At 41.6% G+C, this 25,259-nt stretch carries 20 protein-coding genes; 4 read left to right on the top strand and 16 right to left on the bottom strand.

Features of this window, described 5'->3' with window-relative positions:
• Positions 1–59: 59 nt before the first annotated feature.
• The 8 genes from NSS67_RS22660 to NSS67_RS22695 all read right to left on the bottom strand — a co-directional run bounded on the left by NSS67_RS22660 (position 60) and on the right by NSS67_RS22695 (position 11,793).
• The gene (locus NSS67_RS22660) at positions 60–1,376 is read right to left on the bottom strand and encodes an FAD-dependent oxidoreductase (RefSeq protein WP_339315874.1); all 1,317 of its coding nucleotides are present in this window, start codon (positions 1,374–1,376) and stop codon (positions 60–62) included.
• Positions 1,377–1,394: 18 nt separating this feature from the next.
• Positions 1,395–2,312, bottom strand: a complete 918-nt coding sequence (locus tag NSS67_RS22665; RefSeq protein WP_339315875.1) for a carbohydrate ABC transporter permease — start codon at positions 2,310–2,312, stop codon at positions 1,395–1,397.
• 16 nt (positions 2,313–2,328) lie between these two features.
• Positions 2,329–3,219 carry a sugar ABC transporter permease gene (locus NSS67_RS22670; protein WP_339315876.1) on the bottom strand — a complete coding sequence of 297 codons (891 nt, stop codon included), beginning with the start codon at positions 3,217–3,219 and terminating at the stop codon, positions 2,329–2,331.
• Positions 3,220–3,286: 67 nt separating this feature from the next.
• Positions 3,287–4,669, bottom strand: a complete 1,383-nt coding sequence (locus tag NSS67_RS22675) for an extracellular solute-binding protein (RefSeq protein WP_339315877.1) — start codon at positions 4,667–4,669, stop codon at positions 3,287–3,289.
• A 238-nt stretch (positions 4,670–4,907) separates the two neighbouring features.
• Positions 4,908–6,518: a response regulator gene (locus NSS67_RS22680; protein WP_339315878.1), complete on the bottom strand. Its 1,611-nt coding sequence runs from the start codon at positions 6,516–6,518 to the stop codon at positions 4,908–4,910.
• A complete protein-coding gene (locus NSS67_RS22685) occupies positions 6,496–8,334 on the bottom strand; it encodes a histidine kinase (protein WP_339315880.1) in 1,839 nt (612 codons plus the stop codon). The genes NSS67_RS22680 and NSS67_RS22685 overlap by 23 nt, the downstream gene beginning before the upstream one ends.
• 322 nt (positions 8,335–8,656) lie before the next feature.
• Positions 8,657–9,616 carry a methylenetetrahydrofolate reductase gene (locus tag NSS67_RS22690; RefSeq protein WP_339315882.1) on the bottom strand — a complete coding sequence of 320 codons (960 nt, stop codon included), beginning with the start codon at positions 9,614–9,616 and terminating at the stop codon, positions 8,657–8,659.
• A 269-nt stretch (positions 9,617–9,885) separates the two neighbouring features.
• On the bottom strand, positions 9,886–11,793 hold the full coding sequence (locus NSS67_RS22695) for a stalk domain-containing protein (RefSeq protein WP_339315884.1): 1,908 nt from the start codon (positions 11,791–11,793) through the stop codon (positions 9,886–9,888).
• A gap of 441 nt (positions 11,794–12,234) precedes the next feature.
• Between NSS67_RS22695 and NSS67_RS22700 the strand changes: the two genes are divergently transcribed.
• Positions 12,235–13,887: an amidase family protein gene (locus NSS67_RS22700; protein WP_339315886.1), complete on the top strand. Its 1,653-nt coding sequence runs from the start codon at positions 12,235–12,237 to the stop codon at positions 13,885–13,887.
• Between the two features lie 147 nt (positions 13,888–14,034).
• Here NSS67_RS22700 and NSS67_RS22705 read toward each other — a convergent pair whose 3' ends face one another.
• Complete coding sequence (locus NSS67_RS22705) at positions 14,035–14,859, bottom strand: SDR family oxidoreductase (protein WP_339315887.1); 825 nt, start codon at positions 14,857–14,859, stop codon at positions 14,035–14,037.
• Between the two features lie 98 nt (positions 14,860–14,957).
• Between NSS67_RS22705 and NSS67_RS22710 the strand changes: the two genes are divergently transcribed.
• Together NSS67_RS22710 and NSS67_RS22715 are read left to right on the top strand one after the other, a co-directional pair.
• Positions 14,958–15,524 (top strand): TetR/AcrR family transcriptional regulator, encoded by a 567-nt coding sequence (locus tag NSS67_RS22710; RefSeq protein ID WP_339315889.1) that lies wholly within the window; start codon positions 14,958–14,960, stop codon positions 15,522–15,524.
• 84 nt (positions 15,525–15,608) lie between these two features.
• Positions 15,609–16,178, top strand: a complete 570-nt coding sequence (locus NSS67_RS22715; RefSeq protein WP_339315891.1) for a flavin reductase family protein — start codon at positions 15,609–15,611, stop codon at positions 16,176–16,178.
• A 203-nt stretch (positions 16,179–16,381) separates the two neighbouring features.
• Here NSS67_RS22715 and NSS67_RS22720 read toward each other — a convergent pair whose 3' ends face one another.
• On the bottom strand, positions 16,382–17,299 hold the full coding sequence (locus tag NSS67_RS22720) for a DsbA family protein (protein WP_339315893.1): 918 nt from the start codon (positions 17,297–17,299) through the stop codon (positions 16,382–16,384).
• Positions 17,300–17,447: 148 nt separating this feature from the next.
• On the opposite strand from NSS67_RS22720, the gene NSS67_RS22725 reads away from it, so the two are divergent.
• Positions 17,448–17,786, top strand: a complete 339-nt coding sequence (locus NSS67_RS22725; protein ID WP_339315895.1) for a helix-turn-helix domain-containing protein — start codon at positions 17,448–17,450, stop codon at positions 17,784–17,786.
• A gap of 182 nt (positions 17,787–17,968) precedes the next feature.
• Here the strand turns inward: NSS67_RS22725 and NSS67_RS22730 are convergent, their stop codons facing one another.
• The 6 genes from NSS67_RS22730 to NSS67_RS22755 form a co-directional block, all read right to left on the bottom strand.
• Positions 17,969–18,064, bottom strand: coding sequence for a putative holin-like toxin (locus NSS67_RS22730; RefSeq protein ID WP_246054056.1), 96 nt, complete (start codon positions 18,062–18,064; stop codon positions 17,969–17,971).
• Positions 18,065–18,293: 229 nt separating this feature from the next.
• On the bottom strand, positions 18,294–18,680 hold the full coding sequence (locus NSS67_RS22735) for a hypothetical protein (protein WP_339315899.1): 387 nt from the start codon (positions 18,678–18,680) through the stop codon (positions 18,294–18,296).
• 41 nt (positions 18,681–18,721) lie between these two features.
• Positions 18,722–19,186 carry a DUF2500 domain-containing protein gene (locus NSS67_RS22740; RefSeq protein ID WP_339315901.1) on the bottom strand — a complete coding sequence of 155 codons (465 nt, stop codon included), beginning with the start codon at positions 19,184–19,186 and terminating at the stop codon, positions 18,722–18,724.
• Positions 19,187–19,314: 128 nt separating this feature from the next.
• A complete protein-coding gene (locus NSS67_RS22745; protein WP_339315902.1) occupies positions 19,315–21,303 on the bottom strand; it encodes a translation factor GTPase family protein in 1,989 nt (662 codons plus the stop codon).
• A 484-nt stretch (positions 21,304–21,787) separates the two neighbouring features.
• A complete protein-coding gene (locus NSS67_RS22750) occupies positions 21,788–23,209 on the bottom strand; it encodes a 6-phospho-beta-glucosidase (protein ID WP_339320672.1) in 1,422 nt (473 codons plus the stop codon).
• Between the two features lie 34 nt (positions 23,210–23,243).
• Complete coding sequence (locus NSS67_RS22755; protein WP_339315904.1) at positions 23,244–25,223, bottom strand: beta-glucoside-specific PTS transporter subunit IIABC; 1,980 nt, start codon at positions 25,221–25,223, stop codon at positions 23,244–23,246.
• Positions 25,224–25,259: the final 36 nt, after the last annotated feature.

The raw sequence follows: 25,259 nt of genomic DNA on the forward strand, positions 1-25,259 counted from the left end.
TCGTGTGCAAAAATAAGGCATATTAAAATTTAAGAACAATATGGAATTGTCATTTAACTTTATTCATCCGGCCTTACCCCCAGTTTGATCAGTTCTTCTTGCAGCAACTTCACATCCAAGCTACGGGGCTTGCAGCCCTTCTCTATGCACAGTGCCGCAGCAATGCCTACCGATTGCCCCATATTTGCGCAGATCGGCATTACCCGGAAGCTGGAATGCGCCATATGGGTGCCAGAAATATTCCGACCAGCCAACAGAAGATTGTCCACTTCAGTAGGAACGAAGCATCCGTAAGGAATCGTATAACCTTTTTTTTGTTTGAAATGCTTTTGCTCCCCGGTCTCGTCCAATCCCGCTCCGGACAGGTTGTGCACGTCAAAGTTAAAATGCACGTTGGCCACGGCCCAATCATCGAAAACTCTGGCCACCATAATATCTTGTTCATTTAATGTCTGTTCACCAATGAAGTGACGAGTCTCCCGAACGCCAATCTGCGCAGAAGAATTGATTACGAAACAATTCTCAAATCCCGGTACAAACTCTTTCAGAAATTGGATAATCGGTTCAATCTGATTTCTACATGTTACGGTTGCGCGGGTTAAATCCTCTGCTTTAGTACCGTTCACTTTAATGCTGTTCGTCATATTGAGCGTAACGATACCTGGAAGCGGCGACGGATAGATCAGCACATGGCCGGCTGGATATGGAATATGTTGCCTCCCCAGGGTCTGGATATCTCCACCCGGAAGATCATAGGTTTCTTCAAAACCATGCACATAACGTACTTGAGAAGTATCCACGCCAGCCACCTGTAACATGATAGTCATCGGTTGCATTTTACCGTCATATTCACGTCCAAGATAGTGAGGAGCACCTGCTCTGGCTGCGATATCCCCATCTCCGGAGGCGTCAATGACAATGCCCGCCATAATGGATTCCCGTCCGGATTTACTTTCCGTAATAACACCGGTTATCGTCTTGTCTTCCAAAATCGGAGCGCTTGCAAACGTATAGAGTTGCACAATGACACCGGCTTCCTCTAGTATTTGCAGCATAACGGTCTTTAGGCGTTCGTGATTTATGACTTGCCGGAATGTACCATGTCCTCCCATGCTAGGGCCTTCTTCCATATATTCACTACGACTTAATATTTCCTCGTAAAATCCTCCCTTCGTCTCTCCAGTCCAGTGGCTCATGAGCCCCGAAGTGGCTACACCGCCCACACTGCCAGACTGCTCAATGAGCATCGTCTTGGCACCCCTTCGGGCTGCATTCACGGCTGCAGAGAAACCTGCTGGACCGCCCCCTATAACGAGCACATCGACTTCGTGCTTAACCGGAATTGTTTTAGCCGGCTCCAAATAATACTTTGTCATTAGAATACCCTCCTCGTTTTATCCCTTGACCGCTCCTGCGGTTAATCCTTTGACGAAAAATCTCTGCCCTACCAAGAAGACGATGAATACTGGAAATAAGGCGGATACGGACGCTGCCATGACCAAATTGTATTCCGTAATGCTCTCGTCAATAAAGTTATTAAGCGCCACCGGTATCGTATAGGTTCGCCAATCCCTAAGAAACACGAGCGCATCGAGATAGTTGTTCCAACTCCACAAGAACACGATCATTGCGAGAGACGCCATCGACGGTTTCGCGATAGGCAAGACGATCTGCGCCCAGGTTCTGAACTCTCCGGCGCCGTCGATATGCGCCGCTTCAATTAATTCGTTCGGGATTTGCATGAAAAATTGCCTCATGAGGAATGTTCCCGTAATCGTTACGATCCCGGGTAAAATCAAAGTCAAGTGCGTTCCCATCATGTCAAGCTTATCGAATAATACAAACTTAGGAATCAACGTTACCTGTGAAGGAATCATCATCGTCGACAAATACAAGAGAAAGACGACGTTAGCCCCTCTGAACCGAATCTTCGCGAATGCATATCCGGCCAATGAGCTAGTAAGCACTCCGAACACCATGTTGATGGTCGACACTTTCAAAGAGTTGTAGAAACTGAGTGCGAAGTGATAATCTCTTGGTGCAGAGTCGCCAATATTCCACACGACTTTGAAGTTATCGAGATTCAAATAGTTTGGAATCCAGTCTGTCGGGAGCTTTAACACGTCTGCCGAAATTTTAAATGATGCCGATAACATCCACAAGAACGGAACGATCATCGTGAAAGCCAGAATACCAACCAGTAACGTAAATATGATCTTCAAGGTAATTGTTTTCGTTTTTTTCCTATTCATAGCAGGGAATCTGCTCGGCTGTCCTCGTTTCGATAAGATCTGCTGGTTTGTCGTATCCATAAGATTTCCTCCCTGCCTAGGTGTAGCTAACCCACTTTTTCTGACCTTGCCACTGAATGATCGTAATAATAAACAAAACAATAAATAGAATCCAGGAAATCGCCGCGGCATAGCCCATTCGATAGAAGGAGAATGCAGTCGTATATACGTAATGGACGAGCACACTGGTAGACGTTCCGGGACCACCTCTGGTCATAATCATAATCTGACCAAAAACCTGGAAAGAAGCGATGAAAGTCGTAATCACCAAGAAGAACGTCGTAGGGGAAAGCATAGGAATCGTAATTTTGAAAAATTTCTGGACTTCACTGGCGCCGTCGATCTCTGCGGCTTCGTATTGTTCAGTTGGCAACGACTGGATGGCAGAAGTGTAAATCATGATACAGTATCCAACACCTGCCCAGATCGACATCACGATGATGGCCGGCATCGCCCAGTTGAAATCGCCTAACCATTTGGGCGGGTTCTCGACTCCCAACGATTGAACCAATTGAGTGATCGGTCCGTAAGGAGAGTACATCATGACCCAGACAATCGATAATGCCACGATATTAGAAATGTAAGGCATGAACATTGCGAGTCGAACAGGCGTCTTACCGATGACATACTTATCGATCACCACGGCTAGGACGAGGGCAATGAAAACGGTTGCCGGAACGACTGCGAAAGAAAAGTAGAATGTATTGATCAACGAAGCAACAAACCATTCGTCCTTCCACATCTCTACGAAATTATTGCCCCAGTTAAAGGTCATACTGTTAAAACCTTGTGTGTAATCCCAATCGGTAAAGCTGATGACAACGGAAAATGCAACAGGGAACAACGTAAATATTAGAAATCCGATTAAATTCGGTGCGATAAAGGTATATCCAACGATGTCCGTTTTTAACTGTCTGCTTATCTTCAACGGATTTGTACCTCCTTATTGAAGGAGTGCAGTGCAGGCAACCCGCACTCCTTCTAATCTATCTATTTCACTTCAGTAATTCGTCTGCGCGCTTCTTCGCATCTGCAAGCCCGTTTTCGGTCGTTTTGTTTTCAAGATAGATTTTTTCCAGCTCTTCACCCAATACTTTCCTGATTTCAGGAAGTTTATTGGAGATTGACGGAACCGCATAGTTGGTTTTTGGATCGATTAATACCGCTTTCGTCGTTTGGGCATCGAGAATATCTTCCGCACCGCTGATGAATGCCTGGAGAATGCTATCCTTATCGAATTGCTTGTATGCCGGAACTCTTCCGCCTTGGGACAGCGGCAACATACCTTCTGTTGCATACCATTTCAGGAATGTCCATGCCGCATCAATATTTTTGGACTTCGGATTAATCGAAACCAGATCACCTAAGCCGCCTTGCGTAAACATGTCCGACTTCTTCTCTGGTGTAGGATAAGGTGCGAATGCCGTTACAAAGGAATGCGGATAGTTGACCTTATCCTTGATGCTGCGGATCATCCAAGGGCCGATCGTCATAGCGGATTTACCGCTCAGAAACATCCCTTCCTGGGTCAACTTTTGGGTCACGCTATCCACGTGAGTAGGAGCGCTCTTGTCCACGTTCATCATATCTGCAACGGTGCGGGTTGATTTAACGATCGCAGGGTCCGTGAAGTTAGTTTCCTTGCCACCCTGCTTGTAGAATACGTCGCCGCCCAATACTTGCACAGAGAAGTAATTCAAAGAGCAGAATATATCCTGTTGCGTGTTGAAGAACATGCCGTATACTTTCTCCTGTCCCTCACCATGGGTCAATTTCTTAGCGATCTCACGGAATTCATCCATTGTCCATTCCGTCGGTATAGGGATACCGGCAGCATCGAACATATCTTTGTTTAAAACGATCCCAAACTGGTCAAACTTGGTCGGAATCGCATAGCTCTTGCCGTCAACGTTGTAAGAAGTCGCCATGGCACCGCCGAAGCTATCTGCCAGGTCGATCTTGTCCTGTTCCAGATAAGGGGTTAAATCCAGCGCCATTTTGCCCGAAGCTCTCTTCTTCAACCCATCCAGCGTGTAGGAGACATAAATATCTATGTCGTTACCTGCCAGAAGATTCGTTTCCAACTTCATATTGCCTTGATCATCATTGACGTACCGTTCATATTCTATGCTGATGCCCTGATCTGCAAACGCCTTATTAAAATTATCCATGACAGCTTGTGGACCGGCTTCCGGTGGAACAGCCCCCCACATTTTCAGTTTAATGGACTGTTTGCTCTCTGATTTCTCCGTGTCTGTATCTTGGGAAGCCTCGCTAGGAGCGGTAATGCCCGGTGAATTGTTCTTACTACATCCGGCAAACACCATTACCGTCAATAAAGCTGATAAAACCAACAAGCCTAATCTCTTTGCTTTCATCCATGTCCCTCCTTGAATTTCTATTTTTCTTATTGGGTTACATGTTTACTATAGGTGAAGTTAGATGAAATGGGGATCAACAGAACGATTGACTTTCATCAATATTCTGTCGTCATTACTTCATCGGACCCGGGTGCTATCAAGTGACGCAACGACGTTCATCAATAATCTTCGATCACACTACAAAATTCTTCGAAATAAAGTAGGAGCAGGCTCGCCTATGCGGCAAGCCTGCTCCTCACTGTCTGAACTCTGAAGGCGAAATTCCCGTCAGCTTCTTAAACAGCATGCTGAAGTAATTTGTATTCTCAACGCCGACCTTCGACGCGATTTCGAATATTTTCATATCAGTATGCAGTAGCAGTCCTTTCGCCTTCTCGATTCTCATGCAATTGACATAATCGACGAAACTGCTCCCCGTTTCCTTCTTGAACAGGTGAGAGAAATAGCTCTCGCTCATATTGACCAGAACTGCTACGGTTGAGACACTAATGTCACTGCTGCTTAAATTATTTTTCACATAGTCTTTGACTTTAACGATCTCCGGCCTACCCCTTGTTTGCCCCTTCTTGCGACATTCTTCCATAAAGTCATCGGCAAACTGCATAAACCAGGTCCGGATCAACTTGAGGCTCTCATATTGGGCGATGACTTGCTGCGCGGTAAAGCCCCCGTCGTATTTCATATTTTCCAAGTCGACCCCACGCTTTCTGGCGGCTGTGAGGAAGGGAACCAGCACTTCCAGTAGACGGTTGCGAACGCGATGCCGGGAAACGCGTTCGCAGGATTCCATAAAATCAAAATACTCCGCAAGGAACAACTTTACCTTCTCTATCGCAATTTGTTCCAGCCAGTTGTCCAATATTACGCAATTCAAGTTATCTGGAAAGTCAATACTGCCGCCAGCTGTAATATCCACTCTTTCCCGGTAATCATAAAGGCTCCCGCCTCCCGAATAGAATCGGGCTTCTAGCGCGGTAATTGCTTCTTGGTGAGCTTCTTGCAATTCACGTATCCCTCTATGATTCAAGCTGAGACTGCCGGACACGCTGATTCCCAGGTAACGTTGCATATATTCGCGGAGCATGATGAACGTCTCCAGAATAGTCACATGTTCTAATCCTTCAGTATTGACGATAACCAGGCAATCTCCCCCGTCATATTCGAACACTTCAGAGGATTCGATACGTTCGAACGCTTCGGCAATGAAATTCAACATGGAGAACTTCAGCAACTCCCGCTCCTTGATCCGACTGTTCACATTGGCTAGATAAAACTCGTCCGTACTTATGTAGACCAAAATATAGTCCAATTCCAGATCTACCTTTACTCCAAGCTGCTCGAGTTCCTTGCTGCAGTCCGCCGCGCTGACGTAACTCTTCTCAATGGCTGCATGAATGACTTTGCTCTTAATCGTGCTCAAGTTTTGATGTACGATCTGATCTGTGGCGGAGCTTACAGCTACATTCACCACGCCCATCTGATTCCTAACCATGTCAAGAGTTTGGATAAGCTCATCAGGCATAATCGTTAATTTAAATAAGTAGTCGCTCGCCCCAAGCCGCATCGCTTCCTTCACATTTTGAAAGTCGTTATGGCAACTTAGCACAATGATCCGAATGTCTGGATAATCCTGTCGCAGCACCTTTATCAATTCAAACCCGTTCATGGTGTCCATCACCAGATCAGTCATCACGAGATCAGGAACATTGTCCTGGATTTTCTCTAAGGCTTCCGCTCCATTCGAAGCTTCCCCGATCACCGTATACCCATGCTCTTCCCAATCAACAATGGACTTGATTCCTACGCGAACGAGGATCTCGTCTTCAACCAACAACACCTTCATCATATTCCGAAACCTCCTCTTGAACCATGGGAAGCAGGAATTTGACAACCGTGCCCTTTCCTGCTTCACTCTCAATCCATACTCCGTATTTATGTCCATATGACATCTTCAATCTTTCATTGACGATCTTCAGACCGATTCCAGAAATCTTCTTTTCGTTGCCTCGCTTCACCTGTTCCTCAACTAGAATCGACGCCAATCTATCCTGTTCGATTCCTACGCCGTCATCCATCACATATAATGCCAGATTGTTTTGTTCCGGGATCGCCTTCACCAAGATAGTGCCTTGACGGTTCGCATCCTTATAGCCATGAATGATCGCATTTTCCACAGCTGGTTGCAGAATGAACCGGATAATTTGCATATCCATCATAACGGAATCTACTTCGACTTCAAGCTCAATCTTCCCCCCATATCGGCTGTTTTGGATATGTACATAACTACGGATATGTTCGATTTCCTCCCGAAGCGCTACGAATTCGCTGCCTCTGCTCATGCTATAATTCATCAAATTGACCAAGGCATCGACGTTCTCTACGATGTTATCCGCTTTGCGAAGAATGGCCATCCACCGGATCGTATTCAACGAATTGAAAAGAAAATGCGGGTTGAGCTGGGCTCGCAGCGATTCGAAACGATACTTCTCCCGGATGTTATGCTCAGTTTCAAGCTTCTCGAACAGTTCAATAATGTTTTTTGCCATATTTTGAAAGGATAGATTCAGATGCCCGATTTCATCCTTGCGACCAATCTCCAATCGGGTAAGCTCATGCGAAGGATTGAATTTCATCATTCTCTTGTTTAACTTTCTGATCGGTTTCACGATTTGAACCGTAAGCACTCCCAATATGACTAACACTGCCACAATAAATAGTCCAAAAAACAATTCAACTTTAGAAGTAAACGTTTTCAACCCCTTGATGATTTTGTCATACAAAGTGAATACCGTCACCTTCCACTCACCATTTTCGAAAGTCCAGGGTACTCGGGAGATCGTGTAATAATTGACCATATACTTTTTTCCTTCTACTTCTCGCAGTTTATATCCACGCTCTTCATCAGATATTTCGTGCATCAGTTTGCTTACTTCTTGACTGTTACTGATCCCCCTCGGATCAAGAGACATAATCATTTTATTGCTATCATTGGTTACAATGACGATGTCATCTTTATTGCTAATATATTTATTTTTTTGGAATATCCCGATAAACACTTCTTCGCTTAAGCTGATGATCAGAACACCCGATTTGTCCTCCCCGTTACCGAAACCGTTAATGACCCGAGCCAGGGAGATATAGTTCTTATTCTTGTTTTTGTCTTCATTTATGAATGATGGCTCAAGCAAGCGCCATACGAGGTGTCCGTTGTAGTTGACTGCCTGCTGTACCCAATCTTCCTGATAGAGGAACCGATAATCGTTGAAATTCAAAGACCAATTAGAATAAACGTCCATACGATTATCGAAAATTGTAATCTTAGCTTGACTCAATACACTGTTGCTCTCAATCACGTTATCAATCGCTTTGCCAATATCGGTGGAACGTTCATAATAAGATCGGTTCTCATCCTCTAATACTCGGAGAATGCTGTCATTATTGCTCAATACGTTTGATGCTCTGACTAGATTGTCGAATATATTATTGATTTCATTTTCGATCCCCGTAATGCTCTCGATGCTCCGCTGGCTGACTTCTTCTTTAATGATTCCCTCGAATGTCCAGAAGCTATAGATGAACATGCCGACTACCGGAAAAATAATACATAGAATGACCCACAGATACAACCGGGTACCCAAACTTCGAAACCAGTATTTTCTCATTAGCGCTCATTCGCCCCTTTCTACCAATATGTTAGATTCATAAGCGCTGATATCAGATTGTCCTGCGTATAGTCTAGATTATTCCCATATTATTCACAATGCTTAAATCTGAGTTATTAGTTAGCGAATCGAGATGCGCTTGAAATGTGCCGCGTTGATCCTCTCGCCCAGAAACTATCACTTTTCATACAATTTATAAAAGAACCCTACCACTAAACTCCCTTAAATCCAGCCGTAGATCAGCAAGTGTTTCTGTGCCCATAACTAAATAAAGCTGCCTCCGGTAGTGTACCGGAAGCAGCTTATAGCGCTAAACAATAAATCATCTACTTTCTAGACTAAACAGCTTTTTATCTAAAAATGCCTTTACATCTTTAGCAAGCTGTACGGATGCTTCAATTTCCAACTTACTTGTTGATACACTTTCGATGCTGCATCCAATTGGAATTCCCTTTTCCAGCCCGAAATCGAATAGTTCTTCAAAGATTTTTTGAGATAGCTGAATTGATTTATCCAAAATGTCGTTCGAGTACTTCAACTCGTTTTCTAACCATCCCGGGATACTGATTCCTAACCATTTCATAAATTGTAATGTTTTCGCTGTACCACATGGTGCAAGATTAAATAAAATAGGAACCATCTCAAAACCGTGATTTGTATTGTAATAATATAAATCAGACAATAAATTCTTTGATGCCTCTACATTATAAGTTGCCTGAGTGATAAAAAAGTTGCACCCATTATTAATCTTGTCGACAACCCGTATATGCTCATCATTCTTTTTTATATGTCTTTCAGGAATGACAACTCCTCCAAAAGTTAAATTACGATTTAACTGTTTGCTAAGCTTGTAAGCATCTGGTAATGTCAATTTCACCTCTTGCTTACCTGACGAAGCACCCACATACACGGAAAATCTGTTTTCACTTTCGTCAGTCTTAATCCAATCCTCGAACTGAGCTCTTGTATCATTACCGACGCACCGATAAATTATTTTTGGGACCTCTAGATCTCCTAGATATTTATCACCATAGATAGACGGATCAAGTGTTGGTAAATATGGGTAAGGTCTATCATGATCAACCCTATCTACTTCCTCCTGGACGTCGTAAAGAATTAAAGCATCTAGATCAAGGTTTTTAAGTCTTTCAACCTGTTTCTGTGCAATTTCTGATATCTTTTCTGGTGAATGACTTGCCTTCGGTGGTGTCATCCCATATGTTAAAATACCAGGTTTCTTGCTCAATATTTTTTGTTTAAATGTATTCCCTGCCGCTCCCAAATTAAAAACCCCTCTACTCATCGCTTTTAAGTTAAGGCTACCACGGCTGGCTTAATATGTATAACTTCTATTTCCTATATCTAGTTATATCTTAAAGCTATTATTCCAAATGAAGACGAAGCGAAATCGCTAGTCCACCTCTTTGCCAAATGCGAGCCTAATACATTAATCTTCAAATATTATAGCTAATCAAGAATAAAAAAGATGACTCCCGCCAAAATACAGGAGCCATCTTTTTTCAATCTAACGATATGCGGGTTTTCACCGTTTTACCTTGCTTTGATATCCTTAATCATTACATTTCCTGAATCACTATCTGTGAAGCTTAACTCTAGTGACTTTACGTGTGATACATTAATTGAACCAAATGAAGTAAGATCAATCTTCAAATCCGATATGGGCGTAAAGGTAGAGAAATATGATGTTACGCTACCGTCCCATTCTTTAATCTGTTTTAAATCTCCTTTTTGATACGATAAAGCGGGATTTCCTTTCGGGACCTTGACTACCGTTCGATGGCCCGCTTGATCAGTAAGCGCAACCGTCATACCCTGATCCATACGATGATTAAGTGCACTAGTGCTATCCTGCGCTAAGCTAATAATTAACTGCTTCTTATTAGCTAAGTTCAGCATATTAGGAAAATCCATTACAACCTTTTGATTTTTCTGATTCCAGGTCGCATTGATGAGTCCATAGTGCTTAAAAGTGCCGGGTGGCTTGAAGTTTCCTGCTGTTCCACCTGGGATGGAGCTGAAGCTCACTTGCTTTACTTTCGCAGTTGAACGACTAGTCAACTGTTTGAATTCATTTGCTTGAATGGTATTCGCGTTCACCACATACTTGTCATTTGGTGTATACGTCGTGATAAGCTCACTAACATTGCCTAAGCTCGATGAAGCAATCGGCTTCTCCATCTGTGGTGTAATCCCGTGCTTCGTAACCGCGTCCATGAAATGTACAGCATAAGCTTGAAGGAAGCTTCTTTCTTGTTCTCTAGGCATTAACAGTTTCAAATTTTCCGGCTTGGCATAAGGATCCTGCGGCAAAATAGCACTATTGAATCCGCCGTGATCCGCATTGTGAAGATATACTTGCTCAACGCCGGATTTTTTATTCGAGTTCTTAAGCTCCTCGAAAAGTATACCACCATCTAATTCTGATACATCCCCATCATATTGTGGAAGGATAATACTAGTTGGAACGTCCACATATGGTTTAGCTAACTCAGTGGTTAATGATGGAGCAATGGAAAGTAGGCCAATGGGATGAATAAGCTTTGATGTTTTTGCAATATCAAATATATCAGCAGCGCCGCGAGAATGACCGATTAAAACTACTTTATTCAAATCACCCTTGTTTTTTAATGCTATACCAAAATCATTCTTCTTCCCTTCGATCGCGTCTTTAAGATGTGAAATCTGTTGCTCCACGATTTGTAATGTTCTTTCTCTCCCAACAGGTTCACCTGCCTCGAAAGAATAATTAATGCCTACGTTTAGGGAAATGGTTAGATAACCCGCTTGAGAGAGCGAATCGACCAGATAGCTAAATCCAAGATCATAACGATTATCCGCTGCTTTTTCCATAGGATGTGCACCGTGAATAATAATCGCAACCGGAGCGTTGTTCACCTTGGGTACACCTATAATTCCTTGCATGCTATATTTCACTTCACGGTTGGATGATTTATCCTTCAATATACCTTGTCCTAAATTATACATGACAAGATTACCAGGTGTAGCCGTGCGAATGATTGCCGTTTTTGCTACACGATCCCAGCTCACGGTCGGATTGGGTAGCAAGGAGAAGAAGTCAGGCAACACGAATATTTTACCATTTTTATTAGTGTAATCTTTGTATACTATTGCTGCCTTTCCATCTGCTTCAAATTTCCCCTTGGTTACATTGAATGTATAACCTTTTGCAGCTGATTTCATTACAATACTCTTCGTGGCGGCATCCCACTTCACTTGATAACCGGCCTTCTCCATAATATCTTTTAAAGGGAGATAGGCTGTTTTGTGATCTATAATGGGTTGTGTTGGAAGCTTCACATACTTGCCATCTACCATGGTTCTAGATTGATATTTACTTACATCCGGTAGTTGGTCCCCTCCCATTTCGTCGGGCATTCCTTCTGCTGCAACGATCATTGGAGCACTAAATAACGTCATACATATTAATAAGCTAATTAATTTCTTCATTATTCATATCACTCCGATTTTATCAATTCAAATAAATACTGCGTTTACTTCGTAAGCAAAATCGCCCTTATTCATCATACCAAAACAGAATTCATGAAAATTTACATTAGGTATACAAAAGAACCTCAATGTAGTCATATTTACTATTAAACAGTTATACTGACTATCGTAACGGGGATACTATCAATTGAATTAACGTGAAATCTTATACCACCTTATTATTTCTAGCATCATATCTATTGCTGCGTTGCTTAAGCTGAACATTAATATTCCAAATACATACTATGAGCCTCATTGGCTCATATTTACCAATATTGGTTTCTATTGAGTTAATATTGAGTTCACAATGATACATTAGAATTCGTAGATACTTAGGTAATTACATCAAAAAGAAAGAAGGCACTAATGCGTATGAAGAGATTTTTAAAATGGTTGGCCATCATTCTGGGTGTGCTGATCGTAATTGTCGTCGGGGGCTTTCTATATTTAATTAACCGCACACCGAGCACCGAAGAAATTATGAAGGTTATGGACAAGAATGTAAGTGAGCAGGTCAAGAATCAGTATGATCTGGAGAAGACTACCTCCGCGAAGCAAACACTTAATCTAGCACAATTTCGTCATGAGCTGGATGGGATGTCGGAGGACAAGTACAAGCAATTGGAGCAGATGGTTTCTGATGCCTCCATTCCAGAGATTCAAGCCATGTATAAGAGCAAGAAACTAAGTGTAGAAGATTTGGTTGTATACTATTTGAAGCGAATTGAGAAATATGATGTGAATAAACTCAATGCGGTGATGGAGCTTAATCCAGATGCCATCCGTATTGCGAAGGAATTGGATGCACATCCAACGACAGGGAAAATGTACGGAATTCCTGTTCTAATTAAAGGGAATATCGGTACAGGGGACCAAATGCATACAACTGCAGGTGCGTATGCGTTAAAGGATTCCAAGCTAGACAAAGATTCGTTTGTTGTGAAACAGCTGCGTCAAGAAAGTGCACTTATTTTAGGGAAGACGAATTTAAGTGAATTTGCAAATTATTTGACTTCAACGCCTGTTAGTGGTTATTCTGCGTTGGGCGGACAGACGCATAGCCCGTACGGTAAATTCGATGTCGGCGGCTCCAGTTCAGGGTCAGCAGTAGCGGCAGCAGCAGGATTTTCTACAGTAACCATTGGTACAGAAACAGCGGGTTCAATCATATATCCATCAAGTCAGAACTCCGTTGTTGGGATCAAACCGTCCCTTGGATTGGTCAGTAGAGATCGTATCATTCCAATTACAGAAGTATTTGACACACCAGGTGTCATTACGAAGCATGTCAGCGATGCAGCATTAACACTCGGAGTTATTTCAGGAAGTGATGCACAGGACGCAGCTACAGGAGAAGCGGATCAACACAAGAAAGATTACGCAGTATCTGCGAAAGGCGGAGATTTGAAGGGCAAGAAACTCGTGTTCTTAGATTTAACGCTAGGAAGAACGGGGGAAGAGCAGTTTTTCCAAGCAGCTGAGCAAGAAATGAAGGATCTTGGGGCCGAAACTGTACATGCGAAGCTGAAATTTAAAGATTTTAAAAAATTGGACTCATCCGCGATTCTAGATGCGGGCTTTAAATTTGATCTAGAAAAGTATTTGAAAATAGCAAAGGTTAGTGGCATTACATCTGTTGCGGATATCGTTCGCATCAATAACGAGGATCTAGCGAATAGAGCGGCTTGGGGACAAGATATGTTAGAAGCATCTGCGAAAAATACAATGTCCTATGACGACTTTACCAAAAAAGCGAAGTCCCATGTAGAACTAGCAAGTGCTATGTTAGATAAAATATTAAAGGACAACGGTGCGGACGCCATCGTCTCCATTTCTAATGATACATCCGGGTTGTATGCGGGTGCAGGATACCCAGCCATAACCGTTCCTGCTGGCTATAAGTCAACAGGTGAGCCTTTAGGGTTAACGATCGTCGGAACTAAATTTTCAGAAGATCAGTTGATTCATATTGCATCTGCGTATGAGCAAGCAACGAAGCATCGGAAAGATCCATCTTTGAAATAAGTACAAATAACCCTTACAATTTGCTGTTTAAATCGATGCCAGAAAGTTTATCACATGTAAAAGTCCCGATAAAGGAATTATCTTATCGGGACTTTTTGCATAGTTTTCTAAAATAAAATGCTTGGCTGAATCGGATTTCTGCCAAATCTAAATATTCTCACCTATTTTTGCTTTTTTTATGTTCGCAATAGTCCCACCATCTACTCGTAAATCAAAGCCTGTAATATAAGAAGCATCATCACTGAGTAAAAATGCAATAGCTGTTGCAATCTCAGAAGCTTCGCCTTCGCGGCGTAACGGTGTAATATCAAGCATTAACTTCATTTCTTTTTGCTTATCTGCTTCTTGGCGGCCCATTGCTGTGTTGATTGTTCCAGGTGATAGTGACGTAATACGAGCTCCTTTTTCTCCCCATATCCATGCCTGATCTTCAACAATTAATTGCACACCTAATTTAGATAAGGAATAAGCTGCGCCTGAGTTTCCTTGTGCAAATTGCTCCATGGTTTCAACAACGTTTTCCGCTAATGGTTGTTTTAATACTTCTACGTAAGGACCTTGACGAGCTGCCATATAACCACTCATGGAGGAGATACAAACAACCGCAGTTTCTTCTGTAGCAAGTGGTAGGAATGCTTCTAACACAATACCTGTACCGACTAGGTTAACTTCTGTAATCCGCTTTGAATCCGCCATTGTAGGGGAAAGGCCCGCTGTATGTACTAACCCTTTTAACGTACCTAATTCAGAAGCTCTTTTCGCTAAAGCAGTAACGTTTTCTTTTGAGGTAATATCAACAGTTTGGTAGTATACTTCTGTAATACCCTTTTCATTTAGTTCTTCTTTAGTTTGAATTAAGCGTTCTTCCGATATGTCTGCTAATAGAACAGTCCCTTTTTTCCCGACGATTTCAGCAGTTGCTTTACCCATTCCACCCGATCCACCTGTAATTACATACACATGTTTTGTCATTTCGCAACCTCCAAAATCATATTTGATTGTATTATAAGCGCTTTCAACAGAGCCATAACGAGACAATTTTGATATAAATGTCTAGAGGAGTGTCACAATTGAGAACAGCAAAAGAAGTAATATGTGAAGCGTTTTTAGAGCTGTTAAGTGAGAGAAGTTTTCAAGACCTTTCTGTAAAAGAAATTGTTCAAAGAGCACAGATTTCTCGTTCTACCTTTTATTTGCATTTCACTGATAAGTTTGAACTAATAGAGCATGTGAGAAAAACCCTAAATGACCTATTTTTATCTTTTTACAAACAAGACTCTTTATTAAAAGACACGCCAAGTACCCCTTATTTCTTATGTAGACATATTTTGAAATATCGCTCATTTTATGTGATTGAATTTGATAATGCAGATGAAATCAGAAAATTGTCTGATCAGCTGGCGGCGCATTTATTGAGTGCCTTTGGCGATCAGGATTATGCAATCTTCGCTAGTTATGGCACCATAGGATACCTAAGTTTTTGGGTAAGGAATGATTTCGTAATTAGTCCGGGGGAAGCAGCGGAAAAGCTATTAAAAATTGGGTTCACCGATTGGACCCATCATTTAAAAATGAAATTGGACCTTGTTAAAACAAACGATCAATCGAGCAATTTGGCTAAGCCGCCTTCTCGATGATCGCTTATTTTAGTATAATGAATCAAATTCTTATAGTAATGCACAGCGAGGGAAATCGTAAATTATAGGAGGAAATTATTAAGAATGAGAAAACCTACAGAAACACTAGACTGGAATACGTACCCTGGAATAGTTGCAATTGTTTCTTCACAATTAGGTGAAATTAAAAATATTATGGCCTCAGGGTGGCATACATTCATAGGAATGCAGCCTCATCGTTACGGTATTTCTTTAAGACGGGAAACTTATTCTTACCAGCTCATTAAAGATAGTGGTTATTTCGGCATTAACTTTCTTCCCGCCAAGTGTTCAGAATTGATACAAGCAGTAGGAACTTTTAGTGGAAAAGATATCGATAAATTCAGAGAGTTCAATATTTCTTATGAGGACGGTCTAAAAGCAAATGTACCTATATTAAGTGATGCTTATTTTGCTTATGAATGTAAAGTCGTAGACATCGTAAATTATGGAGATCATGACTGGATTGTAGGTGATGTATTGATTACCTATAAAGATGAGGAGTTATTCCATGAGAACAGACTACCCAACTTTAGTAAACTCAGTATTCCATTGTACGTTGGGCGTTCCTCTTACAGAGTAATTAATGATCAAGTAGAAGTGAAAACACATGATTTATACTTGAATAAAAATTAAGCGAGTACAATCGTATTCAAGTTGTTTCATAGCACATACTTAATGAATAGATATACCACACCTACTATAATAGCAATTCTCACATGTATTGGATCCTGCTTGTTCTTGTTGTGAATGAGAGCAAATACCAAATACATAACCAAAATAACCGTCACAAATAACACTCCTTATTGTGCCTTAATCGTCGCTTATTAGTGTGTGGACTATGATAACGATACAACGTAAGCTTCACCCAAAACATCCTTAATAAGATAGGACCCCTCTATTAATTCCGTGGCTATAAAAGGCTCTACCTTACTAGCTTCAATATCATATAACACTTCCATTTCCTTGGAGAATAAAATGTCTCCTTCCTTGAAAAGCTTCGTGAGAGGTGGAACATTTTGAGCTTTTACAACTCCATTGTGAACCTGCTCTAGTCCTTCGACATAGGCATCTAATGATCGTACTCCCACAATTTTTACGCCTTTATTGTCTTCATTCACCATGATAATGCTTGGAAAACCACGGACACCCAATCTACCTGCTAACTCAAAATCCTGTTCTAACAAATCTTGTGCCGATTCAAGAGCAGCATCCGCTACAATTTCTTCGCCATTTAAACCAATTTGATTAACGATTTCAACTAAAACTTGATCCTCCCCAATATTCTGATTGAAGGCGAATACCGCTTCCCTTGCCCGACGTAAGAACTCATTTTCTTTACCTGGATATTTACTTTGAATAACCTTGTATACTCTAGATGGCGGGTAAGAAGAAAGAATCGGATTATTTGTCCACAAAGAACCATCGATAGGCATACGTGAATGTAAACCGACTTCTCTCCAATGCTCCGCAACATCTGAAGGCTTTTGAATGCCATTAGCGGCATCAGCAAAACCATTCCAGCTAGAAAGCAAACCACCCATAATCGTCTTCACGTTAAAATATTGACCATACTGCAGTATGAAACGATTGAGTACCGGCTCAAGCGCCCAACAGTGGGAACAGATCGGATCTGTTGCGTAGTACAGCGTAATTTTTGGGGACAGTTGATTAAAGTCGATCATTTCCATTTGCTCTTCATCCCCAGGCCCACAGACACCGGTTTTCAGATCACACATCATATTAGAATTATTCATATATAAATCACCTTTCGTTGGAGAATCAAAGGGGCCTCTTGTAGAAGTTCTTTGTATGGGAGTATTATAATACCAATACAAATTCAAACAAGTACGTTTATTTTTAATACTAAGTATCTTTAACAATACTATTGGATGGGAGTTATATATGAAATACGAATTTAGACTTGACCAATTATGTCCTGCATCCTTTGCGTTCAATGTAATCAGCGGTAAGTGGAACCTCCCGATCCTAGCCATTCTTAGTGAGAACGACAACATACGTTATAACGAGTTAAAAAGAAGATTGCACGGTATAACAGGAAGTACATTAACCAACTCATTGAGGGATCTCATAGAATATGGAATTATTCATCGGGAGCAATATAACGAAGTGCCACCGCGAGTTGAGTATTCTCTGACTTCATCTGGGAGAGAATTAGTGCCTTTAATTGAATCCGTTGTTGAATGGGGACAAAGAAATATTGGGGCGAAGGATAATTCTTAGGGTCTCTAAGTGTAATTAACATTTTCTGCTTTGATACATCTTTGTGCATGTGTTATTATAAGTTTAATAAAGACCAAGTGCTGAGAACACTTGGTCAGTACAATTGGCTTGGATGGTTTATTCCCTTCTAAGTTAACGGAATAAAATCCCACCTTCGGCGTTCAAATCCTTGGGGTGGGATTTTATTTTTTCTTGTTGTTATTGCTGATGTATGTTAAAAGAGCAAGGATAAACATTCCAAATAGGAACATAATCGTTATTGCATCTTTTACTTCCATGGCTTCACCTCCCTTCGAAGGGAAACCATGCCCACCCAAGATTCAATTGTTACCTATATTTTATATGTATTTTCTTCTACGTACAAGTGTTCTAATGTTAATATTTCACATAATTTCAAACCCACATTACTTCGATGTAACTTTCTTAGTTCATGACCTCCAACAAGCAGCTGAGCTTCCAGAGGATGTGCCACACCTCAATAAATTAGCCCCCAAGCTTCCTATACTTCTAATGTATATTCTTCACACTTATTACTGCTTTTGTTCTCTTAAAATATTGCAATTCTATATAGTCATCTACATTTATATCTTTCATCCGATCATTCTTAAATGTGAATTTTCTATCCATACCGTTATCAACGATAATTACAATTATATTCCGAACTTTAGATTTCACTCGCCCTCGAAGAGTTACATTGTCTTGCTTAGCCAGATCCAGAGAGATTACAATTGCAATAAAAACCAATATCGGGAATGGAAATATTTGCAACACAACTAGCCAAGGAGGTCTTTCCAGCACTCTACTAACGTATATTTGCATTAAATTTAAAGCGATCATTAAAAGTAAAATACATAAAAATAACTGAAGAGATCTTTTTGTCATTGTATCCTGCATCCACTTTCTCCTTTCAGAGTTTAGTGTTATTTCAGCATATTTTACATTTGGTTTGCTACCATTCTATTAAATTCTTTGAACCTAGTGCCTTGATAAGTTAATTCTCCTTGATCACCGATTGAGATTAGTCCAAATTCATTAGCTTTTATATGTAATTCTATTCGGGTTTGATCTTCGAACTCGAAGGTTATGTAGTAATTTGTATTGGCGCTTGAATCGCCAGATCCTCCCCAGACTTCGGTTCTTTTATCAGTAACCTTACATCTCTTTCTCGTAACTTCTGCTGCATTGTTTGCACCCCAAGTTGATACCCCCTTAATTATTACGTAAGCAAAAGTACCAAACACTATCGTAATTAATAATCCACCGAATATTTTGAAAAATAACGGTATTTCGTTAAAAAAAGAATTTGATTGATGAAAATCACTCATATAATCCCCTCGTTCTTTTGATTTAAAAATCCCTAAACATTCGCTAAGCTTACATGATGTTCTCCCTGCTCTCAATGGACAGCGTATGCTCATTTGCTCCTTTTTAAATTTACCATATATTCCCGTTTATTCAAGTACCTTTTTCTTAATTTGTTCAGACAAAAAAGACAGAGGGTGCTGAATAGCCCCCTCTGCCCTAACGTTTATTCCCGAATCTCCAAATGCATATACGAAGGCGCTTCGTCCCAAGGAACGCTATATCCCGCCCCCTTCGCACAGAACATAGAGCTTGAGGTGTACTCCGGATCAGCGCTGCGGTCGTATCCAATCTGTGCGATGACCTGAGCTGTGTTATGACATGGCTGATAACCGCCTAACTTCATCGAGATCGCCCCCTTGCCCTTTGTGAATGAAGCAAGCTCTACTGCATAATGCATCCACGTCGCAACAGGCGCACGTCCTTGAATAACCATCGATTCGCCTAACATTTCTGGCGGGTCAAATTCACCATGAGCCTGCTGTATATCCGACATTACACGTCCGATAAGCTCTGCATCGACTTTGATTTTGAATTGATAATAAGGTTCTAGTAGAACTATGTTCGCTTGCTCCAAGCCCTGTCGCAGTGCCCGCAGTGTCGCCTCTCGAAAGTCACCACCATGAGTGTGCTTCTGATGTGCTGCCCCAGTTATAAGCGTTACATGCAGATCGGTGACGGGAGAACCGGTTAGAACTCCACGATGGTCCTTTTCAAGTAAATGCTGACCGACGAGATGCTGGTACCCTGTGCTGAGCTGCTCCACATGGCATGTACTGCGATATGTAATTCCCTCACCACGCTTCGCAGGCTCCATCTTGAGATGCACCTCTGCATAATGCTTCAGCGGCTCAAAATGACCACAACCAATCACAGTCTCTGCAATTGTTTCTTTGTATAGTATCTCTGGCTTCGAAAACGATACCTTGAGCTGAAAACGATCTAACACCACCTGCTGAAGTACCTCTAGCTGAATCAATCCCATCACATGAACATGAATCTCCTCCAGCTTGTCCTCCCATGTCACATGCAGGGTAGGATCTTCAGCTTGCAGGATCATGAAGTAGCGCAGCACTTCTCTAGCTGACTTTTCCGCACCGAACACGACTTTGGATTGTAGCGCCGAGACAAGACGGGATTCTACTCGATCTGTATTATCACCTATGCCCAGTCCAATGGCTGCATCGGTTAGGCCTGTAACGGCAACAAGCTGTCCCGCGGAAGCCTCATCGCATGAAGTATATCTCACGCCATGGTAGACACGAATCGAAGTGATTTTCTGGCTTAACTCCTCATGTTCTGAAGTGTTATAGCTAAGATCCTCCCGCATCTGCATTTTTCCAGCTAGAATCTTCATAAAAGTCAGCCTTGTTCCTTGCGGCTCATGACGTACCTTATATACCCGTGCAGCGAATGGTACGTCTACTTCATAAGTCGATTCCATTAGTAGTTGCATCGTCTGCATCCATTCCGCAATCCCCTGATCCAATAGTGCTGCTCCACTCATAACGGGAAAAATCCCTCGCTCTTTAACTAGTTGTTTCAGCGTAGCCACTACCTGCCCAGGATCAATGTTGTCTTCGAGATATGCCTCCATTAAGGCTTCATCTCGCTCAGCAACGGCGGTGATGACCTCTTCAGGCAACATACTCTCATCTAGGTCTTTTGCCAAATACAACATATCTGGCGAAAATTGCTGCCTTAACGCTTCAAGCACACGCTGGACGTCAGCACCGGTACGATCTATTTTGTTAATAAATATAAAAGTCGGTATGCCATATTCCTGTAGCAATTGCCAGACCGTCTCGGTATGCCCTTCAATGCCCTCAACAGCACTTAAGATGACTACCGCATAATCCATGACCTGTAAAGCACGCTCCATCTCAGCTGAGAAATCAACATGCCCAGGTGTGTCAATGAGCTGATACGATTGTTCGTTATATTTCATCACCGCCTGGTCAGCAAAAATCGTTATCCCCCGTGCCCGCTCCATCTCATGACTATCCAAAAAGGCATCCTGATGATCGACTCTCCCCCGAGTCTTAATTCCAGAAGCATGGTATAGGAGCTGCTCTGCGAAGGTTGTTTTGCCGGCATCAACATGTGCTAGCAGTCCGATGGTGATTGGTGATGCTTCTGACCCTTTATAATACATATTTCTACCATCCATTCAGTCAGTCTGTTATATAAGAATCGTAGCCGAAATCTAGTAGCTTGTACAGAATCTCTCAACATCGACAGCATGCGGTAGCGCCCGAAGATCCATAGTCTGCAATGACATAACCATCCTCGATGAAGAATTTCGTACAATATGCAAGAAAGGCACTAGACAAACTAATGAGATGATGATCATGTCCCTATTAACTTATTATAAAAAACCGGTAACCCTTAACAGAAAGGATTACCGGTTCAATGAATAGTTAGTTGTTGTGATTTTTCATTTTAAATGAGAATTCTCTTTAAAAAAACCTTGAAAAATAAGGAGGACTGTTTCATTTTAATTGAGAAATTAAAGATCTGCTTGCCAGTACCCATCTAATATGCATTTATTATTTATACATTTTTTGAATATTATGCATATCCAATAACCGCGAACGAATCTTTCCTACATGCTTCTGAACGAATTAGATTATTTTATTTCATTCGTAGATTCCATTATTACTGATGACAGTCTTGTACCAATAAAATGATTTTTTCTTCTTGCGCTCGAGCGTACCGCTTCCATCATTCTCCCGATCCACATAAATGAAACCATAACGCTTCTTCATCTCTCCCGATGATGCACTTACTAGATCGATACATCCCCATGGCGTATAACCCCAAAGCTCTACTCCATCTTGAACAGCTTCCTGCATGGCTAGCACATGCTTTTCCAAATAGTCAATTCGATAGTCATCCTGGATCGTACCATCTTCAGCTACCTCATCCGATGCACCAAGTCCATTTTCAACAATAAATAATGGTTTTTGATAGCGATCATATAATGTATTCATCGTAATCCGGAGTCCTAGTGGATCAATCTGCCATCCCCACTCACTCGCTGGCAAGTTTGGATTTTTCAATGTCTTGAATACATTCCCCTCGGTTTCAGCCTGCGTTTCAGGTTTGCCGCTGATACAGCGACTTGAATAATAAGAAAAGGAAACATAGTCCACAGTATGCTTCAAGATGTCTAGATCACCTTCTGCAATTTCCAGGTGAATATCATGCTCCACGAAGAAACGTTTCGTATAGGTTGGGTATGCGCCACGTACTTGTACATCTGTAAAGAAAAATTGCTCACGATCCTTCCCAATAGATGCCCACACATCTTCCGGTGCACATGTAAATGGATATACATTTCCTGCTGCCAGCATACAGCCAATTTGATTCGTTGGATCGATCTCATGAGCCAATTTTGTAGCCGCTGCCGAAGCAACCAACTGATAATGTGCGGCCTGGTATTTTACCTGTTCCTTGTTCTCACCATCCTTGAACACAAGACCTGCACCAAGAAACGGTAGATGAAGCAGCATGTTAATCTCATTAAATGTAATCCAATATTTCACTCTACCCTTGAAATGGGTGAACAGTGCATTGCAGTATCTAACATAACAATCAATAAGGTCACGATGGCGCCAACCTCCATATTTTTTCACAAGACCTACCGGTGTATCAAAATGGTTGATAGTAACCAACGGCTCAATGCCATATTTATGCAGCTCATTGATCACATTATCATAGAACTGTAGTCCTGCTTCATTCGGTTCAAGCTCGTCCCCATTCGGGAATAAGCGCGGCCAGGAGATCGATAGACGGAACACTTTAAAGCCCATCTCTGCCATCAACTGAATATCTTCTTTGTAATGATGAAAGAAATCTATAGACTCATGACTCGGATAAAATTCGTATTTCCCTTCATTGGCTAACGCAAATGCCCCATCCACCATACATTTCATTCGATCACCTTTCGAAGGCAGTAAATCAACTAAGGATAACCCCTTCCCTCCAGCTTGATAAGCCCCTTCTGTTTGATTCGCTGCAGTCGCGCCGCCCCATAGAAAATCCTCCGGTAACTTCATCATTGTTGTTCTCCTCCTATATAGTTTCTTTTTATTAGTTCGGGATTACCTGAATAAGGTCATCAGTATAGTTGACTGTCGTATCATTTAAACCATTAACTTCCTTATAATCAAACGTGTTCACAATAATGAGCGGCGTAACAATGGAATAGCCTGCTTTTTTAATTTTGTCTATATCAAACTCAATTAATAGCTGACCCTTCGTCACACGATCCCCAGCTTTAACCTTAGTAGAGAATCCGTCACCTTTCATTTTCACAGTGTCCTTACCGATATGAACCATCAATTGCGCACCACTGTCAAGCGTTAATATAATCGCATGGCCTGACCAATACACCGTCTCAACCAACGCATCTGCTGGAGCATATAACTTACCTTCTGTTGGCAGGATTGCAATACCTTTACCCATGGCCTCAGATGAGAAGGCTTCATCATCCACATCCGCTAGCTTAACGACTTTACCTTGCAGAGGACTACCAATAATCGCCTCTTGTAATTGTAATGTAGCCTCTACAACTTCTGTAGCATCCGTTGAAGTTACTGTTGCTGGAGTACTATTCACCGATCCGGTTACAGTAGCTTCTGTTACTACAGCAGGTACATCATCTTTGTACAAGATATACGTAATCACAAACGCAATCACAATCGTAACTACAGACACACCAGCCATCTCAATTACCTGTGTTATGGAATTGCTTGCAGTATCAATGTACCCAGCGAAACCGAAGATTCCCATTCCACTCAAACCGTACAATTTAAGTCCTAATGTCATGGCACCCGCTCCACCAACTGCTGCCGCAATACAGCTAATAATAAACGGCTTCTTACGCGGTAATGTTATACCATAGATCGCAGGCTCAGTTACACCAAAGATACCGGAGAACATTGCTGGAATAGCTATTGCTTTTAATTTTTTATCTTTTGTCTTGAAGTACATCGCGAGTACAACCGCCGTCTGTGCAAAAGTTGCACTGAATATAGCAGGAAGAATGGTGTCATTCCCTAATGTCATTATATTGTTAATGGCAATTGGGATGATTCCCCAGTGTAATCCGAACATTACGAATACTTGCCAGAAACCTCCGAGCAATAGACCAAAGAGAATTGGACTGAAATCACCGAGCGCAAGTGAACCTTGACCAATCAAATTAGAAGCCCATGTTGTAATCGGTCCAATGACAATTAACGTTAAAGGAATCGTAATAATCAAAGTTACTAGCGGTACGAAGAACATTTTTATGACGCTTGGAGAAATTTTCTTGGCCCATTTCTCGATCTTAGAAGCAAACCATACAGCAACAATGACAGGTACTACTGTGGATGAATAATTCAGCAGCATAACTGGAATGCCCAAGAAGTCAAAAATCACTTTGGATTCAAATAAGGTTCCGACAAATAACTTTGAAACCCCTTCACCAGCAGCAGCAGTGATGATTGCTGGATAGATCATAGCTGCACCGATAGCAATCCCAGTAAATTCACTAACCTTAAATTTCTTCGCAGCTGTAAGGCCTAGGAATATAGGCAGGAAGTACATTACAGAATCGCCAATGGCATATAACATCTGGTATGTCCCACCGGTTTTCTCTAATACACCAATTGCACTCAGAAGCGCAAGTACACCCTTGAGAATACCTGTAGCAATTAATACACTCAGAATTGGAGTGAATAATCCAGAGATCATATCAATAAACCGATTAAGCAGGTTCTGCTTCTTCTCAGGTTCTGCCTCTTGTTCTACATCATTCGATGGAGCAATGCTAAGTCCAAGACCCGCCATAACTTCTTTAAATACATCTGGAACGTGATTGCCAATAACGACTTGATATTGCCCACCACTCTGGATCACTGCCAGAACACCATCCGTTTTTTTCAATATTTCCGTATTCGCTTTACCCTCATCTTTCAATTTGAACCGTAGTCTCGTAACACAGTGTGCCAGAGATACCACATTACTTTTTCCACCTACATTATCAATAATTGTCTTTGCAAGGGATTCGTATTTACCTGCCATAACAGTTCCTCCTTAATGAATTACGCATATTCCATC

The sequence above is a fragment of the Paenibacillus sp. FSL R10-2734 genome (assembly GCF_037963865.1).
Taxonomy (GTDB): Bacteria; Bacillota; Bacilli; order Paenibacillales; family Paenibacillaceae; genus Paenibacillus_AQ.